We start from the raw sequence: 15,621 nt of genomic DNA on the forward strand, positions 1-15,621 counted from the left end.
TGTCTCCTCATTGAGACACTCCCCTTAGCGCCGATCCCTCTCCTCCGTCATTGCGAGCGCAGCGAAGCAAATCCAGACTGTCACCGCGGAAAGATTCTGGATTGGTTCGCTGCGCCCGCAATGACGATGTGGATGCCTCGGCGCCTTAAGTCTTCACCGCCACCGCCTTCGGCGCCTTCTTCGAGGCGCGCCAGTTCTCAAACCGCTGCACCACCACGAAGAAGGCCGGCACGAACAGCACCGCAAGGCAGGTCGAGGCCAGCATGCCCGAGAACACGGTGATGCCGATCGACTTGCGCGCGCTGGCGCCGGCGCCGGTCGCGAGCACCAGCGGCACGACGCCGAGGATGAAGGCGAAGGAGGTCATCAGGATCGGGCGGAAACGGGCACGCGCGGCTTCGATCGCGGACTCCAGGATCGGCTTGCCGTCGCGGCCGTGCAGCTCGAGGCCCACCTCGACGATCAGGATCGCGTTCTTGGCCGACAGCGCGATGAGCAGGATCAATCCGATCTGGCAATAGAGGTTGTTGTCGATCTTGAGCCCGGAGAGGATCAGCATCGGCCCGAGCAGCGACAGCGGCACCGCGAGGATCACCGAGATCGGCGCGTACCAGCTCTCATACTGGCCGGCGAGCACGAGATAGACCAGCAGCATGGCGAGGCCGAACACCCAGTAGATCTGGTTCGAGACCGCCTTCTCCTGATATGACATCGCGGTCCATTCATAGCCGGTGCCGGGCGGCAGCGTCTTGTCCGCGATCTCCTCCATCAGCTTCAGCGATTGGCCCGATGAATAGCCCTGCGCCGGCAGGCCGATCACCGTCGAGGACGGATAGAGGTTGTAGAGGCTGATCAGCGACGGACCGGTGGCCGGCGTGATCTTGGCGACGGTGCCGATCGGGATCATGTCGCCGTTGGAGTTGCGCACCTGCATGTTGGCGATGTCGCGCTCGGTGACGCGGAAGGCCGGATCGGCCTGGGTGTAGACCTGGAAGACGCGGCCGAACTTGTTGAACTGGTTGACGTAGGACGAGCCGAGATAGGTCGATAGTGCCGAGAACACCTGGTCCGTCGTGACGTGCAGCGTCTGGGTCTTGATGCGGTCGATCTCGACGTTGAACTGCGGCACCGACGAGCGGAACGAGGTCTGCACGCGCTGCAGCGCGCTCTGGCTCTGCGCGTTGCTGACCATCGCACCGGTGATGGCCTGCAGCTTGGCGAAATCGCTGTTGCCGTCGCGCAGCTCGACCTGCATCGAGAAACCGGCGGCGTTGCCGATGCCCTGGATCGGCGGCGGCGGCAGCACAATGGTGCGCGCCTCCATGATGGTTGCGAGCTTGTCGTTCAGCCCAAAGACCAGCGAGCGCAAATCCTCGCCGGGTCCTTTGCGCGCGTCCCAATCCTTCAGGATGATGTAGGCGACGCCGGCATTGGCGAGGCTGGCGCTGTTGTCGAGCGCGGAGATGCCGGCGATGGTGATGACCTGCTGGACGCCGGGCGTATCCTTGATGATCTCGCTGGCCCTGTCGAGCACGTTCTGGGTCCGCTCCAACGCTGCGCCGTCGGGCAGCTGGATCGCGGCGATCAGATAGCCCTGGTCCTCGATCGGCAGGAAGCCCGTCGGCACCCGCGACAGGCCGTAGCCGCTGGCTCCGATGACCAGCAGCGCGAACGCGACCGAGATGGTGGCGTTCTTCACCAGGAACGTGATCAGCCTGGTGTAGCCGCGCTCGACACGGTCATAGACGGCGTTGAAGCCCCGATAGAAGAAATTGCGCTGCTCCGGCGGCACCGCCGGCCGCAGCCATAGCGCACACTGCGTCGGCTTCAAGGTCGCCGCGTTGATCGCGGAGAGCAGCGCGGTCGCCGCGATCACCAGCGCGAATTGCGAGTAGATGCGCCCGGTGAGGCCGGCAAGGAACGAGGCCGGCAGGAACACCGAGATCAGCACCAGGGTGATGCCGACGATCGGCGCGAACAGCTGGTCCATCGCCCTGATCGCGGCGTCGTGGCCGTTCATGCCCTGCTCGATGTTGTGCGCCGCGCCTTCCACCACCACGATGGCGTCGTCGACCACGATGCCGATCGCGAGCACGATCGCGAACAGCGTCGACATGTTGATGGTGAAGCCGAGCGCCGCCATCGCGGCGAAGGCGCCGATGATGGTGACGGGCACGGTCGTCGCCGGCACCAGCATCGCGCGCCAGTCCTGCAGGAACACGAGGATCACGACCAGCACCAGAAGGCCGGCCTCGATCAGCGTCATGTAGACCTCGTGCACCGAGGCTTGCACGAACTTGGTGGTGTCGAACGGCGTGTCGTATTTGATGCCTTCGGGGAAGCGCTTGGCGAGCTCGGCCATCTTCTTCTCGACGGCCTGCTCGACCTGGAGCGCGTTGGCGCCGGGCGACTGGAACACGCCGATGCCGGTGGCGGGCTGCTTGTTGAGCGAGAAGATCTGGCTGTAGGTCTGCGCGCCAAGCTCGACCCAGCCGACGTCGCGCACCCGCGTGACGTCGCCGCTGGTCCCTGTCTTGACGATGATGTTCTCGAACTGGGTGGTGTCGTCGAGCCGTCCGTTGACGTTGAGCGTGTACTGGAACGCCTGGCCCGGCGGCGTCGGCGGTGCGCCGACCTGGCCGGCGGAGACCTGCTGGCTCTGCTGCTGGATCGCGTTGATGACGTCCTGCGGTACCAGGCCCCGGGCCTGCAGTTTGCTCGGGTCGAGCCACACCCGCATCGAATACTGGCCGGCGCCGAACACCGTGACGTTGCCGACGCCGGGCAGGCGGGAGAGCTCGTCGCGGATGTTGATGGTGGCGTAGTTGCTCAAATAGAGGCTGTCATACTTCGCCTCGGGCGAGGTCAGCGTCACGAACAGCAGGATAGCGGTCGATTTCTTCTGGACGGTGACGCCCTGGTTCTGCACCGCCTGCGGCAGCTGCGCCAGCGCACTGGAGACACGGTTCTGCACCAGCACCTGTGCGAAGTTGAGGTCGGTGCCGATCTTGAAGGTCACGGTCAGCGTGTAGGTGCCGTCCGAGCCGCTGTAGGACTGCATGTACAGCATGTCCTCGACGCCGTTGACCTGCTGCTCGATCGGCAGCGCCACGGTGTCGATCACGGTCTTGGCGCTGGCGCCGGGATAGCGCGTGGTGACCTGCACCGTCGGCGGCACCACGTCGGGGTATTGCGCGATCGCAAGGTTGAACAGGGCGACGCCGCCGATCAGGATCATCAGGAGTGCGATGACGTTCGAGAGGACCGGCCGCTCGATGAAGAATTTTGAGATCATGGCTGGCGGCTCCTACTTGGTGGACGCCTGGGACTGGTCGATCTTCGTCACCTGCGGGTCGATCTTCTGCCCCGGGATCACCCGCAGCAGTCCCGCGATCACGACGCGGTCGTCCGGCTTGAGGCCGCTTTCAATCACGCGCAGGCCGTTGTCGGTCGGCCCGATCTGCACCTTGCGCTGCTCGACGACATTGTCGTTGTTGACGACGAGGAGATAGCGGCCGCCCTGGTCGCTGCCGAGCGCGGTGTCGGGGACGAGCAGGGCTTCCTTCTCCTGGGTGAAGGGTACGCGGACGCGGACGAAATAGCCGGGCAGCAGCACCCGCTTGTCGTTGGGTATGACGCCGCGCACGGCGAGCGTGCCGGTCGATGTATTGAGGGTCGGCGAGACGTAGTCGAGGTGGCCTTCATGCGGGTATCCGGTCTCGGTCTGGAGGCCCACCTGGACCGGCAACTGTCTGAGATCGGCGACCGTCAGCCCGCGGCGGGCCGCTTCGGCGCGGATGCGAAGGACGTCCTGCTCGTTGACGGTGAAGTTCACCCAGATCGGGTCCAGCGCGACGATGGTCGCGAGCTGGGTCGGGGAGGAGACGCCGACGAGCTCGCCGATCGAGACCAGGTGCGCGCTGACGATGCCGTCGAACGGCGCCGTCACCTTGGTGTAGCCGTAATTGACCTCGGCGAGCCTGGTATTGACCTGCGCCTGTTGGAGACTGGCCTGCGCGTTTTCGCGGTTCGAGGTCGAGGTGTCGAGGGTGGACTGCGAGACCGCCTGGCGCTGCACCAACTCGGTCTGCCGCTTGAAATCGGCCTCTGCCTGCTTCAGCGTGGCCTGCGCGCCGGCCTCGGCTGCCTGTGCCTGCTCGAGCTTGAGCTTGTAGGTCTCCGGCTCGATTGTGAACAGCTGGGTGCCCTGCTTGACGAAGGTGCCGTCCTGGTAGTCGATCGATTGCAGGAAGCCCTGTACGCGCGCGACCAGATCGACGCTCTTGATCGGCGCGGTGTTGCCGGTCGCCTCGACGTAGCGCGTCACTGCGCGCTGCACCGGCGTCGCGACGTCCACCTTGGGCGGCGGTGGCGCCACGAAGGTGTTCTTGTCCTCGCAGCCGGCGAGCGCGATGACCGCGGTTGCCGTTGCCAAGGCCCGCCCGACATGTTTCCGCGCTTGCCTAGTTCGTGCGGGAGATGCGAGATTCGCGCGCGTCATTCGGTGGCTCCCGGATTGCTGTCTGTCGGTGCGGCAGGCTACCAACAAATGCCCGGCCGCGGAACACCATTGCCATGGCAGTCTCCGGCCTTGCACTGCAAACGGCGGCGTGCCCTTGGCAGGTTCATCATAACAAATCGCTTTTCACTGAGCGCATGATCGACCAGAATTGGGGAAGGCGGTGTGATTGATGCGCCGGAAGGATTCGCCGATCCGGACGGAGTAGCGGCAGCGGCTGCATGACAACTGAAATTCAGATTCGCGCCTTCGCGCCGCTCGATGCGGTTCCTGTGCGCGAGCTGTTCATCCGGGTAAATCGTCTGTTGGCACCCGCGCATTTGGCGGAGGCGTTCGAAAAATACATCACTCGCTCGCTCGTGGAGGAGATAGATCGAATCGCCGATTACTATTCGAGCCGGGACGGCGGTTTTTGGGTCGCTGTCGACGACGACGAAATTGTTGGCATGTTTGGGCTGGAGAGCGTTGGCGGGGAGGCGATGGAGCTGCGGCGCATGTACGTCGCTCCCGGCGCGCGACGCCGGGGAATTGCGCGGAACATGCTGGCGTTTGCGGAGCAGGAATGCCGCCGCCGGAAGCGGTTACAATTGCAGCTGAGTACGTCCGAGCTTCAGCAGGATGCGCTGGCGCTGTATCGTAACGCCGGATACGAGAACGCGGGCGAAGAGATCGCCGATGCCGCCACCAACAAGACGCTAGGCGGCGGCATTCGCCGCTACCATTTCATCAAGCGGCTCTGAGGTGAAAACTGGCTCTGCCGAGAGGAGGATGCGCATGCGATTGTCCCTGGTGATAGCTTCGTGATCGTCTACCGCCTCTTGATCTCCTCATACTTCGCCATCGCGCGCTCGAACTTCCGGTTGAACAGCCACATCGCAGCGAGCATCTCGCGGTAGCTCGCCGAGGTGCGCGCCCGGTCGGTCTGTCCGAAAGCAAAAATGCTGTTGTTGCGCAGGTGCTTCATGATCATGGGGCTGGACACCCTGTAGTTCAGGAGATCGCCCGATTTGAGCGCAGCCCGCGTCGGCGTGGGAACGATCTGGATCAGTTCGAACAGCTTCATCTGGTCGATCGGATCAGGCAGCGTCTTCACGATTTGCGGGATCTCACGGAACAGGTCGGCATGCGCGTTCATCAGCCCGTCCCGCACGTTGGTCCAGTGGTTGAAGCGGTGATCTGTGCCGCGGGCGCGTGCCTCCTCCTTGTCGTCGCGCGCGCTCAGCGCCGGATCGATCGCGGCGATGTCGCCCTTGACGGCCTCCCATTTCCGGCGGCCGTTGCGGTCTTCGGAGGGGCCGGTCTGGAAGCTGCCCATGTAGGTGTTCGAGCGCGCATTGCGGACATTCTGCTTGCCGTTGGTCTCGGCGAAGAACAGCCCGAGGCTGATGCGCCCCGCGGCCTCCGCATGCTCAGGCGCAAGCCCCTTGGCGCGCGCAATGGCGACCGCGAGATCGACGACGTCCTTGAACGGCGTTGGCGAATTCTGCGCGCTGGCAGGCGGCGCCTCCATGATGTCGAACAGCTTCGAATATTCGTCGATCAATGGCTCGATGTCGGCGTCGAAATAGGCCGGAGGAATCTCGAACTTGTTGGGCCTCCCGATCCGCGCCGGCATGGCGTCCGTCAGGTCCTTGTAGCTGCTGATCACCGCGACGCGCGCGAGATAGAGCGCCTGTCCCGGCAGATTGGGCAGCGGCTCCTTCGCCTCGATCTGGCGTCGTCGCTCGGCGAGGATGGATTTGAAATCGGCGAGCGCCCGCTCGTAGGTGGCGAGCGCCTCGGATTGCCTTGGCGTTGGCGCGCCTTTCTGTGCAACGACGGGCGCCGCGACGAAGAAGGCAGCGGCCGCAAAGACCGCGGCGGCAAGTCGTCTCGATCCCATGGTTGGTTCCCGTCGATTCGATGGCCAGGGAGATCGTAAGCATCAGACGCGAGCTGCCGCAATTCTTCCTCTCACGCCGCCCGGTAGTCCGGCGCGGTCGCCAGGAACTTCGCGTAGATATCCGCGTCCGGCGGCGAGAAGCGCCCGACGAACCCGCCGCGCTTCCAGTTCTTCGCACCGATGTCGGCCATCAGCTCGTCGAAATGACGGTAGTGATAGGGCGCGACGCAGAGCCCGCCATAGACGCCTGCCGCCGGCCGCTCGACGCGCTTGAAGTGCAGCATCATCTCGATGTTGTCGCGCATCTGCTTGGTCGACGGCTGGTTGGCGAGCTGGCCGTCGGCGTAGCGCACCAGCCAGTTGGCGGCGAGATCAGCGCAGAGCACGGTGCAGAACGACGAGTTGAAGCCGACGAAGCCGAGCTCCGGCAGATCGGGGTTGGCGATCAGACGATAGAGCCGGTACTGGCCGTCGGCATCGACCAGTTTCTGCCGGTAGGCCTCGGGCAGGAACGGCACGCCGAGCTTGTAGCCGATCGCGAGCACCGCGAGGTCGGCCTTGATGCGCTCGCCGCCGCTCATCACGATGCTGTCGCCTTCATAACGGTCGAACGTGCCGAACACCGCCTTGATGCGGCCGTCGGCGACCATCGGATAAAAGCCCGGCGTTGCGATCGGCACCGAGCAGTTGACGCCGTCCTCGATCCGCTCCTTCGGGACCATCTTGCAGCGGCCGAGCTTGAGCTGCGCCTTGAGCAGGCTCTCCAGCCCACGCCAGTTCGCCCAGACCAGCGGCGCGGCTATGCGATGTGCAAGTCTCGCCATCGCGCTCGCGCCCCAGCCCAGAAACATCTCCTCTTGCGCGCGGATGTAGAGGATGCGCTTGAAGTTCACGAGTCCGCCGATGAAGTAAGGGATGCGCCAGACCGGCTCGCGCATCACGATCGTGACCTCGCGCGCGCCTGACTTCACCGCGTTCACGGCGATGTCGGTCGCGGACTTCGAGCCGCCGAGCACGACGACGCGGCGTCCCTTTGCAAGTACTGGATCGCCGTATTTCGACGAGTGCCGGATCTGGCCGCCCTGCGCCAGAAAACCGTCCTCGCCGGGGCAATGCAGCTCGCGCGGCTCATTGAATTGGCCGGTGCAGACGGCGACGAAATCGAAGTCTTCGTTCGTCGTGCCGTCTTTGCTCGTCAGGGTCAGCGTCCAGCCCGGTCTGCCGTCCACGCGACGCGCCATGCCGGCAACTTCGGTGTCGAGGCGCAGCATGCGGTCGAGGCCAAAACTCCTGGCGTAGTCGGCGAGATAGGCATGGACCTGCGGCCCGGTCGGCCATTCCGGATAGGCATCCGGCATGGCGCGGTCGGTATAGCGATAGAGTTCCTTCGGGCTCTGCGTCTGCACCTCAGGATAGGAGCGCGCCGGCTCCCAGACGCCGCCGAGATCCGAGCTGCGCTCGACGATGGTGACGCGGTGGCCGCGGCCGGAGAACGCCTTGGCGGCGGCAAGGCCGGAGACGCCGGCGCCGATCACGCAGACATGTTTGGGGCTGACCATGGGATTGCTCGCTATCGATGTGTTTTCCGGGCAAGCGGCCACGTTCGGCCGCAAGGCGCGGCCGGTAGGCCTGCAAGCAGATGACAGTGGACGAGGGAGCCTAGTCGTTGGCCTCGGGCGGCAGGAAATCGACCTCATGCAGCGCCGAGATACGTACCACTTCGGCAGGGTCGGTCAGATTGTGCAGCTGGTTGAACAGCGCCTCCAGCTTCTGCATCGGTGAGACCCAGAACAGCGCGCGGCACGGCTTGTCGGACTTGTTGAAATAGCCGTGCGGAATGCCGCGCGGCATGCGCACGAGGTCGCCGGCATGGGCCTTGATCCATTGGCCATCCAGCTTGAGGTCGAGCGTGCCTTCCTGCACCAGGATGAACTCGTCCTGGGTCGGATGGATGTGCACCGGCACGAACTGGCCGGGATCGCTGTTGGTCTCGAACGCGAAGGTGGAGTCGGTCACGGCTTTGGGGAAATAGACCTGGCCAAGGATGTTCCAGCTCTTGCCGCCATAGCCCGTGCCGTTAGCGGTAATGCCCTTTTCGAGTGCAGTCATGGCTTGCTCCTCATGGATTCCGGCGGGGACGGAGCTTTCGCCAGCGATAGGCGCCTGTCTATCCGCTAAACGAATCCGAACGCCGCCATTGCCATGCAGCACGAGGATTTTGCAGGAGCCGCTCTTTTCGCATCCGCGGAACTATTATAGGCTTAAAGCAATTCCGTGACGCGAAGCGTGGTCGATGATGTCCGCAGCCGTGCTGGAAATGAACGCAAGGGCGCCTGCAGCCGAGCGGCTTGCGGCCTTCGCGCGCGTCACCACCGACAATGTCGACGAAGCCGCCGAGCAGATCGGGCGCATCTTCTGCCCGCACGATCTCGAGCCGGGAGAGGCGCGGGCGGCCGGCTTCTCCGCCCGGCACAATTGCGCTGATTTCGCCGGCTTCTCCATCAACTATGTCGCCTATGGCGGATCGGTCAGTATCGATCCCGGCTGCCTCGAGCGCTTCTTCCTGGTGCAGGTCCCGCTGGCTGGCGCCGCCCGCATTCGTGCCGGCGGCTGTGAACTCGATTCCGCGCCGGACCGGACGGCGTCACTGCTGTCGCCGACGATCCCGACGCGGATGATCTGGACCGACTGCGCCCAAGCGATCCTGCTGCTCGAGCGCCGCATGGTCGAGCAGCGAGCCGCGGCGCTGGCGGGCAGGACGGTCGGCACGGTCGAATTCGATCCCGTGATCGAACTCGACGCGCCCTCCGGACGGGCCCTGCAGACCAGTCTTGCCGAGTTGATGACGCTCGCCGAGCGTGTCGGTCCCTCCGGCAGGCTGTCGCCGGTCGCGATGGCCGATTGGCGCGAAGCGCTGCTCGATCATCTTCTCAACGGGCAGAGGCATGGCCTGTCGGACGCGATTCGAACGTTCTCAGGACAGGCCGAGCGCTTGCCGCGCGCGCTCCGCGCCGCGCGCGACCATCTGGCGGACAATGCCGGCGAGCCGCTCGATCTCGCGCAGCTCGCCTGCGTGTCCGGCATCGGCATTCGCGCGCTTCAGCTCGGCTTCCGCCGTCACTTCGGCGTGTCGATCTCGCAGATGCTGCTCGACATGCGCCTTGCTGGCCTGCACGCGCGCCTCGCGCAGGCCGCACCCGATGCCTGCATCACCGAGATCGCCTTCGATCTCGGCTTCACCCATCTCGGCCGCATGGCCGGCGCCTACCGCGATAAATTCGGCGAGACACCGTCGGCCACGCTGCGGCGTCGGATGAGCTAGATGAAGTGAACTCGGGCAGCTGTTCGCGGTTTGCCTCTCCTACAGGAGCCCTACAGGAGAGGTGTTCCGAGTTCTGGGCGCGTCAACTCAACCAAAACTCATCCAACTCTGCTTCCGTGCCGCCTCAACCCGACGGCGAATCGGTCTGGAGCAGCGTCGTCACCCAGATCGCGCGCGCCACCTGCTGCGTCGGGTTGTCGAACATGTGCGGCACGATGCTCGGGAAGCGAAAGCTGTCGCCGGCTTCCAGCAGGTGAGCCTGGTTGTCGAGCCACAGCCGCAGGCTGCCTGAGAGGATGTAGCCCGCCTTCTCACCGGTGTGCTGCAGGAAGTCGGTGCCGGACGAGGCTCCGGGATTGAGCGTGAGCTCGTAGAGCTCGAGCTGGCCTTTCCCTGCAGGGGTCAGCGCTTCCTTGACGACGCCGCTGGCGGTGAGCCGCAGCAGCCGCCGGCTGTTCTTGCGCACGATGTAGCGTTGCCCGTCGGAGGGATCGCTGCTTTCGAAGAAGTAGGAGATGGGAACGTCGAGCGCGATGCTGAGCAGGCGCAGCGTACGGACCGACGGCATGGCGCGCGCGCGCTCGAGCTGGCTGATCATGCCGGTGGACAGGCCGGTCTTGTTGGCGACGTCCTGGATCGAGAGGCCGGCGCGCTGACGCAGCAGCCGCACCGTTTCACCCAGGCGCTGGTCGACCGCATCGTCAGCTTCGATCGCCGGAGCGTCCTTGGTGCCGTTCGTGTCGCCGCGACCATCCATGTCGCTCTCCCATGCATCACCTCAGCCTCGGGCATCGGCTGCCGTGACTTTAGTCAGAGTGAAAAGATTGCGCATACTAGCAATGTGATTGACAGCTGTATTTAGTCATGATGAAATTTTGATCGAAAAATTTAGAAGCACTAAAGCCCACTCCTGTCCCTTTGCCGGGGTCTCGGGGCGCGGGAGACGGTGCCGCGTGCGGAAACGGAGAGTGGGTGATGGCACACGACACTGGCAAGCGTGGCGTTGGGGCACTGCATCTCGGCATTCCGAATCGCCGTCAATTCGTCCAGCTCGGCGCGGGCGCCGCAGCGGGATGGACGCTTTCAGGCAACGCCTTCGCCCAGACCGAACGTCCCACCAATCCGCCGGACAAGCCGCGCGGCCAGGTGATCGCGGCGCTGTCGCAGGAGCCGACCGTCTTTCATCCCTTGATGCCGGGCATCGAGGTCGACCAGGGCATCTGGTGGCAGGTGTTCTCGCTGCTCTGGTACATCGATCCCGCCGGCAATTTCGTTCCAGATCTCGCGCGCGAAGTCCCGACCCTCGAGAATGGCGGTCTATCGGCCGATGGCCTGACCTGGAAGATCAAGCTGCGCAATGACGTGAAATGGCACGACGGCACGCCTTTCACGGCCGAGGACGTGAAGTTCTCGCTCGAATTGATCAACGACCCCAATTTCCGCGCCCGCAGTCGCGTCGGCCACAGCCTCGTCAAGGACATCAAGGTCGTCGCGCCCGACGAGATCCATTGGCGCATGGAAGCGCCCTATTCGCCCTACATGTCGATCCTGGGATCGCTGACCTTCATCGTGCCAAAACACATCCTGGAGAAGGTGTCCGATCCGAACGCCTCGCCGTTCCACAATGCGCCTATCGGCACCGGGCCGTTCCGCTGGGGCGAACGCGTGCCCGGGGACCACATCCTGCTCAACGCCCACATCGGCTATCACGGCAAGGGGCCTTACGTCGAACGCGTGGTCTTCAAGTACATCCCCGACCTCACCGTGCTCTACACCCAGTTCCGCACCGGCCAGGTCGACTACACCGGCCTGCAAGGCATCTTGCCGAACTTCGTGCAGGAGGCGAAGACGCTGAAGGGGCGCAATATCGTCGTCTCCTCGACCTCCTCGGTGGAGCATATCGCGCCCAATCTGGAGTTCGGTCCCTTCGCTGATCGCGCGGTGCGCGAGGCGCTCTATCTCGCCATCAACAAGCAAGCGATCATCGATGCGCTCAATTACGGATTGCCCAAGCAGACCGAGAGCTTCGTGCCGCAGCAGGCCTGGTCGTTCCAGCAGGGACTGCCGCAGCATAAATACGATCCGGCCAAGGCCAACGCGCTGCTCGATGCCGCCGGATGGGTGCGCGGCGCGGGTGGCATTCGCGAGAAGGGCGGCGTCAAGCTCGAATTCGCCAACTCCACGACGTCAGGCAACGCGGTGCGCGAGCAAACCCAGCAGCTTCTGATCCAGGACTGGCGTGCGATCGGCGCTGCGATGCGCGTCAACAACATGCCGGCGGCCGTGATCTGGGGCGACTTCTGGCAGCAGTCGAAGTTCAACTCGGTGATCGTGGGCGTGAATTTCATGTTGGGCAGCGACCCCGACGTGACGCCGCGCTTCGGCTCGGGCTCCATTCCCGCCAAAGGCGGGCGCGGCTACAACACCTATCAGTACCGGAGCGCGGAGGCCGATCGGCTGCTCGCCGAAGGCGCCAAGCAGTTCGATCTGTCACAGCGCAAGGCGACCTATGGCGAGCTGCAGAAGCTGATCCGTAACGATCTCGCCATCCTGCCGCTGTTTCAGGGGTTCATTGCCGAGGGCGTCAAGGAGGGCCTGCAGGGCTTCCGTCCCAACATCAACACCTCGATCAACTGCTGGAATATCCGCGAATGGTATTGGGCCTGATGTCCTGGCCACGCCGGATCGCCTGAGATGGCCCGTTACGTCGTCAATCGCCTGGCGCAGGCGATCATGCTGCTGGTGATCGTCTCGGGAATCGGCTTTGCCGTCCTGCATATGGCGCCCGGCGGTCCGCTGTCGCAATTCGCGGCCTCCGCGCAGATGACGCAGGAGGATCTCGATCGCGTCACCAGGCAGCTCGGGCTGGATCGGCCGCTCCCGATCCAGTATCTCGACTGGTTCGGCCGCATGCTCAAAGGCGATTGGGGCCGCTCCTACCGTGACGGCGAGGCGGTGCTGTCGGTGATCTCCTCGCATCTCGGCGCCACGCTGGAGCTGATGGCGACGGCGACGATCATCGCGGTGCTGCTCGGCTGCTGGATCGGCATCCTCGGCGCGCTGCGCCGCTATTCGCTGTTCGATGCGCTCGCCACCGTCGGCGCCATGATCGCGCTGTCGATTCCGACCTTCTGGTTCGGCCTCGTCACCATCTACGTCTTCTCGGTGAAGCTCGGCTGGTTGCCGTCCGGCAACCGCGAGACCGTTGGCGACGGCTCCTTTCTCGACCTGCTGCATCATCTGATCGCGCCGGCCATGGTGCTGGCGCTGGTCGAGACCGCGATGTGGGGCCGCTTCATGCGCTCCTCGATGCTCGAGGTCATCAACCAGGACTACATCCGCACTGCGCGCGCCAAGGGCATGCCGGAATGGCGCATCCTCACCGTGCATGCCTTGCGCAACGCGCTGCTGCCGATGATCACGGTGGCGGGCCTTCAGTTGCCGACGCTGCTCGGCGGCGCGCTGGTCGCCGAGACCGTGTTCACCTGGCCCGGCATGGGCCGGCTATTCCTCGATTCCATCGGCTATCGCGACTATCCCGTGGTGATGGGCATCCTGATGTTCTCGGCGACGATGGTGCTGATCGGCTCGCTGCTCGCCGACATCCTCTACGCCGTGGTCGATCCGCGCATTCGGGTGGGCTAGGCGATGGCGACCGCAGTCCTCTCCACCGCCCAGCTGGCGCCCGGCCAGGCCGCATGGCGGCGCTTCCGCCGGCACCGGCTGGCGCTCGCGGGCGCCGTGATCATCCTGGTGCTCGTGCTCGGCTCGGCCTTCGGTCCGTATCTGCTGCCGTTCGATGACACCTATATCGACATCATGAAACGGTTCGCGCCGCCGCTTTCCGGCGCGCACATCCTCGGCACCGACGAGCTCGGCCGCGACGTGCTGGCGCGGCTGATGATGGGCGGGCGTGTCTCGCTCTCGATCGGCATCGTCGCGATGGTGATCGCGATGGCGGTCGGCATCGTGGTCGGCGCCTTCGCCGGATTCTATGGCGGCGTGGTCGGCGCGGTGCTGATGCGGCTGGTCGATGCCGTCTTGTGCTTTCCGACGATCTTCCTGCTGCTTGCGCTGGCGGCGCTCACCGAGCCGGGCCTCGTCACCACCACCGTGCTGATTGCGGCCACCGCCTGGATGGCGGTTGCCCGCGTCGTCGAAGCCCAGGTGCGGTCGTTGCGCGAGCGTGAGTTTGCGGTGGCCGCGCTCGCCTTCGGTTCGTCGAACTTACGGATCATGTTCCGCGAGCTGGTGCCCAATGCGATCGCACCGATCGTGGTCGCTGCGACGCTCAACGTCGCCAAGGCGATCCTGCTCGAATCCTATGTCAGCTATCTCGGCTACGGCATCCAGCCGCCGGCGGCGAGCTGGGGCAACATGCTCAACAACGCGCAGATCTATCTCACCAGCGCGCCCTGGCTAGCGATCGCGCCGGGCGTCGCCATCACGCTCGCCGTGACCAGCTTCAACTTTCTCGGTGATGGCCTCCGCGATGCGCTGGATCCGCGAATGAACATCCCATGACGAGCAAGATCTCGATCGAACTGACCTCCAGGAGTGCCCCATGTCCCCGCCGCTCAACCGTATAAATAGCGACGAACGCCTGCCGACGCAGGTGGATGTCGTCGTCATCGGCGGCGGCGTCATCGGCGTTTCCGCGGCCTATCATCTGGCCAAGAAGGGCCATTCTGTCGCGCTGGTCGAAAAGGGCCATGTCGGCGGCGAGCAGTCCAGCCGCAATTGGGGCTGGTGCCGCCAGCAGGGCCGCGCGCGCGAGGAGATTCCGCTCGCCCGCGAGGCGCTGCGGCTTTGGGAGGACATGCAGAACGATGCCGGCGTCGATGCCGGCTTCCGCCGCACCGGCGTCCTCTTCCTCACCAAGAGCAAGGATGAACTCGCAAGCTGGGAGCGCTGGGCAGCGGTCGCGCGCGAGCAGCAGGTCCACTCCACCGTGCTGACTCCGGCGGAGGTTGCCGAGCGCATGCCTGGGAATGCGGACCAATGGGTCGGCGGCCTGCACACGCCCAGCGATGGCCGCGCAGAGCCATCGATGGCCGTGCCCGCGCTCGCCACCGCCGCGCGAAAACACGGCGTCACCATCCATCAGGGCTGCGCCGCGCGCGGCCTGGAGACGCGAGGCGGGAAGGTCAGCGCGGTCGTCACCGAGAAGGGCACCATCCGCACGCAAGCGGTGCTGCTGGCGGGCGGCGCGTGGTCCTCGTTGTTCTGCCGCCGCCACGGTATCGAGCTGCCGATCGGTCTCGTCAACGCCACCGCGTGCCGGACCACGCCGGGACCGGAGATCACCTCCGGCGCGCTCGGCACCGATTTCTACTGCATCCGCCGCCGCCTCGACGGCGGCTTCACGCTGGCGCTGCGCAACCGCGGCACGGTGGAGCTGTCGCCGGACCTGTTCCGCTACGCGCGCACCTTCTGGCCGACCTATCAGCATCGCAAGAACGGCCTGAAACTGTCGTTCGGCAAGTCGTTCTTCGACCAGCTCATGCGCGGCACGGGCTGGAGCTTCGACAAGCCGTCGCCGTTCGAGGCCGAGCGCGTGCGTGATCCCGCGCCTGACATGTCGCTGGTCAATTCGGCGCTCGCAGCGCTGATCAAGTCGAATCCGGAATTGAAGGACATCGAGATCGCGGAAGCCTGGGGCGGCACGATCGACTGCACGCCGGATACGATTCCGGTGATCTCGCCGGTCGATGCGCTGCCCGGTTTCTTCCTCGCGACCGGCTTCTCCGGCCACGGTTTTGGCATCGGCCCCGCGGCCGGCAAGCTCGCCGCCGACATCGTGACGGGTTCGACGCCGCTGGTCGATCCCGCCGCCTACAGCCACAAGCGCATGATCGACGGTCGGCGGCTCGCGCCGGTCAGCCCGTTCTGAGGGCC

General features: G+C 65.0%; 12 protein-coding genes. 6 read left to right on the forward strand and 6 right to left on the reverse strand.

What is annotated here, in order from left to right:
• Window positions 1-145: 145 nt before the first annotated feature.
• Together BRAD3257_RS11230 and BRAD3257_RS11235 are read right to left on the reverse strand one after the other, a co-directional pair.
• Complete coding sequence (locus BRAD3257_RS11230; RefSeq protein WP_122401878.1) at window positions 146-3,295, reverse strand: efflux RND transporter permease subunit; 3,150 nt, start codon at window positions 3,293-3,295, stop codon at window positions 146-148.
• Window positions 3,296-3,307: 12 nt separating this feature from the next.
• The gene (locus BRAD3257_RS11235) at window positions 3,308-4,501 is read right to left on the reverse strand and encodes an efflux RND transporter periplasmic adaptor subunit (protein ID WP_122401879.1); all 1,194 of its coding nucleotides are present in this window, start codon (window positions 4,499-4,501) and stop codon (window positions 3,308-3,310) included.
• 239 nt (window positions 4,502-4,740) lie between these two features.
• Here BRAD3257_RS11235 and BRAD3257_RS11245 point away from each other — a divergent pair, with 239 nt between their 5' ends.
• Window positions 4,741-5,259, forward strand: a complete 519-nt coding sequence (locus BRAD3257_RS11245) for a GNAT family N-acetyltransferase (RefSeq protein ID WP_122401880.1) — start codon at window positions 4,741-4,743, stop codon at window positions 5,257-5,259.
• A gap of 68 nt (window positions 5,260-5,327) precedes the next feature.
• On the opposite strand, the gene BRAD3257_RS11250 is transcribed toward BRAD3257_RS11245, so the two are convergent.
• From BRAD3257_RS11250 to BRAD3257_RS11260, 3 genes are all read right to left on the reverse strand, one after another.
• Window positions 5,328-6,401 carry a hypothetical protein gene (locus BRAD3257_RS11250; protein ID WP_122401881.1) on the reverse strand — a complete coding sequence of 358 codons (1,074 nt, stop codon included), beginning with the start codon at window positions 6,399-6,401 and terminating at the stop codon, window positions 5,328-5,330.
• Window positions 6,402-6,472: 71 nt separating this feature from the next.
• Window positions 6,473-7,960, reverse strand: coding sequence for a flavin-containing monooxygenase (locus BRAD3257_RS11255; protein ID WP_162500163.1), 1,488 nt, complete (start codon window positions 7,958-7,960; stop codon window positions 6,473-6,475).
• Window positions 7,961-8,060: 100 nt separating this feature from the next.
• Complete coding sequence (locus BRAD3257_RS11260) at window positions 8,061-8,510, reverse strand: cupin domain-containing protein (protein WP_122401883.1); 450 nt, start codon at window positions 8,508-8,510, stop codon at window positions 8,061-8,063.
• Window positions 8,511-8,697: 187 nt separating this feature from the next.
• On the opposite strand from BRAD3257_RS11260, the gene BRAD3257_RS11265 reads away from it, so the two are divergent.
• Window positions 8,698-9,723, forward strand: coding sequence for an AraC family transcriptional regulator (locus BRAD3257_RS11265; protein WP_122406495.1), 1,026 nt, complete (start codon window positions 8,698-8,700; stop codon window positions 9,721-9,723).
• A 124-nt stretch (window positions 9,724-9,847) separates the two neighbouring features.
• Here the strand turns inward: BRAD3257_RS11265 and BRAD3257_RS11270 are convergent, their stop codons facing one another.
• The gene (locus BRAD3257_RS11270; RefSeq protein WP_122401884.1) at window positions 9,848-10,480 is read right to left on the reverse strand and encodes a cupin domain-containing protein; all 633 of its coding nucleotides are present in this window, start codon (window positions 10,478-10,480) and stop codon (window positions 9,848-9,850) included.
• 218 nt (window positions 10,481-10,698) lie between these two features.
• Here BRAD3257_RS11270 and BRAD3257_RS11275 point away from each other — a divergent pair, with 218 nt between their 5' ends.
• From BRAD3257_RS11275 to BRAD3257_RS11290, 4 genes are read left to right on the forward strand one after another with little or no spacing between them, the layout of a single operon-like run.
• A complete protein-coding gene (locus tag BRAD3257_RS11275; RefSeq protein ID WP_122401885.1) occupies window positions 10,699-12,390 on the forward strand; it encodes a peptide ABC transporter substrate-binding protein in 1,692 nt (563 codons plus the stop codon).
• Between the two features lie 27 nt (window positions 12,391-12,417).
• Window positions 12,418-13,368: an ABC transporter permease gene (locus BRAD3257_RS11280; RefSeq protein ID WP_122401886.1), complete on the forward strand. Its 951-nt coding sequence runs from the start codon at window positions 12,418-12,420 to the stop codon at window positions 13,366-13,368.
• Window positions 13,369-13,371: 3 nt separating this feature from the next.
• Window positions 13,372-14,247 (forward strand): ABC transporter permease, encoded by an 876-nt coding sequence (locus BRAD3257_RS11285; RefSeq protein WP_122401887.1) that lies wholly within the window; start codon window positions 13,372-13,374, stop codon window positions 14,245-14,247.
• 40 nt (window positions 14,248-14,287) lie between these two features.
• Window positions 14,288-15,616: an NAD(P)/FAD-dependent oxidoreductase gene (locus BRAD3257_RS11290; RefSeq protein WP_122401888.1), complete on the forward strand. Its 1,329-nt coding sequence runs from the start codon at window positions 14,288-14,290 to the stop codon at window positions 15,614-15,616.
• Window positions 15,617-15,621 lie beyond the last annotated feature (5 nt).

Origin of the sequence: Bradyrhizobium vignae, assembly GCF_900324035.1 — a bacterium.
In the GTDB taxonomy this organism is placed as follows: domain Bacteria; phylum Pseudomonadota; class Alphaproteobacteria; order Rhizobiales; family Xanthobacteraceae; genus Bradyrhizobium; species Bradyrhizobium vignae.

Coding starts and splice junctions, on each gene's coding strand:
- BRAD3257_RS11230 (WP_122401878.1), bottom strand. CDS start 3,295: ATGATCTCAAAATTCTTCATCGAGCGGCCGGTCCTCTCGAACGTCATC.
- BRAD3257_RS11235 (WP_122401879.1), bottom strand. CDS start 4,501: ATGACGCGCGCGAATCTCGCATCTCCCGCACGAACTAGGCAAGCGCGG.
- BRAD3257_RS11245 (WP_122401880.1), top strand. CDS start 4,741: ATGACAACTGAAATTCAGATTCGCGCCTTCGCGCCGCTCGATGCGGTT.
- BRAD3257_RS11250 (WP_122401881.1), bottom strand. CDS start 6,401: ATGGGATCGAGACGACTTGCCGCCGCGGTCTTTGCGGCCGCTGCCTTC.
- BRAD3257_RS11255 (WP_162500163.1), bottom strand. CDS start 7,960: ATGGTCAGCCCCAAACATGTCTGCGTGATCGGCGCCGGCGTCTCCGGC.
- BRAD3257_RS11260 (WP_122401883.1), bottom strand. CDS start 8,510: ATGACTGCACTCGAAAAGGGCATTACCGCTAACGGCACGGGCTATGGC.
- BRAD3257_RS11265 (WP_122406495.1), top strand. CDS start 8,698: ATGTCCGCAGCCGTGCTGGAAATGAACGCAAGGGCGCCTGCAGCCGAG.
- BRAD3257_RS11270 (WP_122401884.1), bottom strand. CDS start 10,480: ATGGATGGTCGCGGCGACACGAACGGCACCAAGGACGCTCCGGCGATC.
- BRAD3257_RS11275 (WP_122401885.1), top strand. CDS start 10,699: ATGGCACACGACACTGGCAAGCGTGGCGTTGGGGCACTGCATCTCGGC.
- BRAD3257_RS11280 (WP_122401886.1), top strand. CDS start 12,418: ATGGCCCGTTACGTCGTCAATCGCCTGGCGCAGGCGATCATGCTGCTG.
- BRAD3257_RS11285 (WP_122401887.1), top strand. CDS start 13,372: ATGGCGACCGCAGTCCTCTCCACCGCCCAGCTGGCGCCCGGCCAGGCC.
- BRAD3257_RS11290 (WP_122401888.1), top strand. CDS start 14,288: ATGTCCCCGCCGCTCAACCGTATAAATAGCGACGAACGCCTGCCGACG.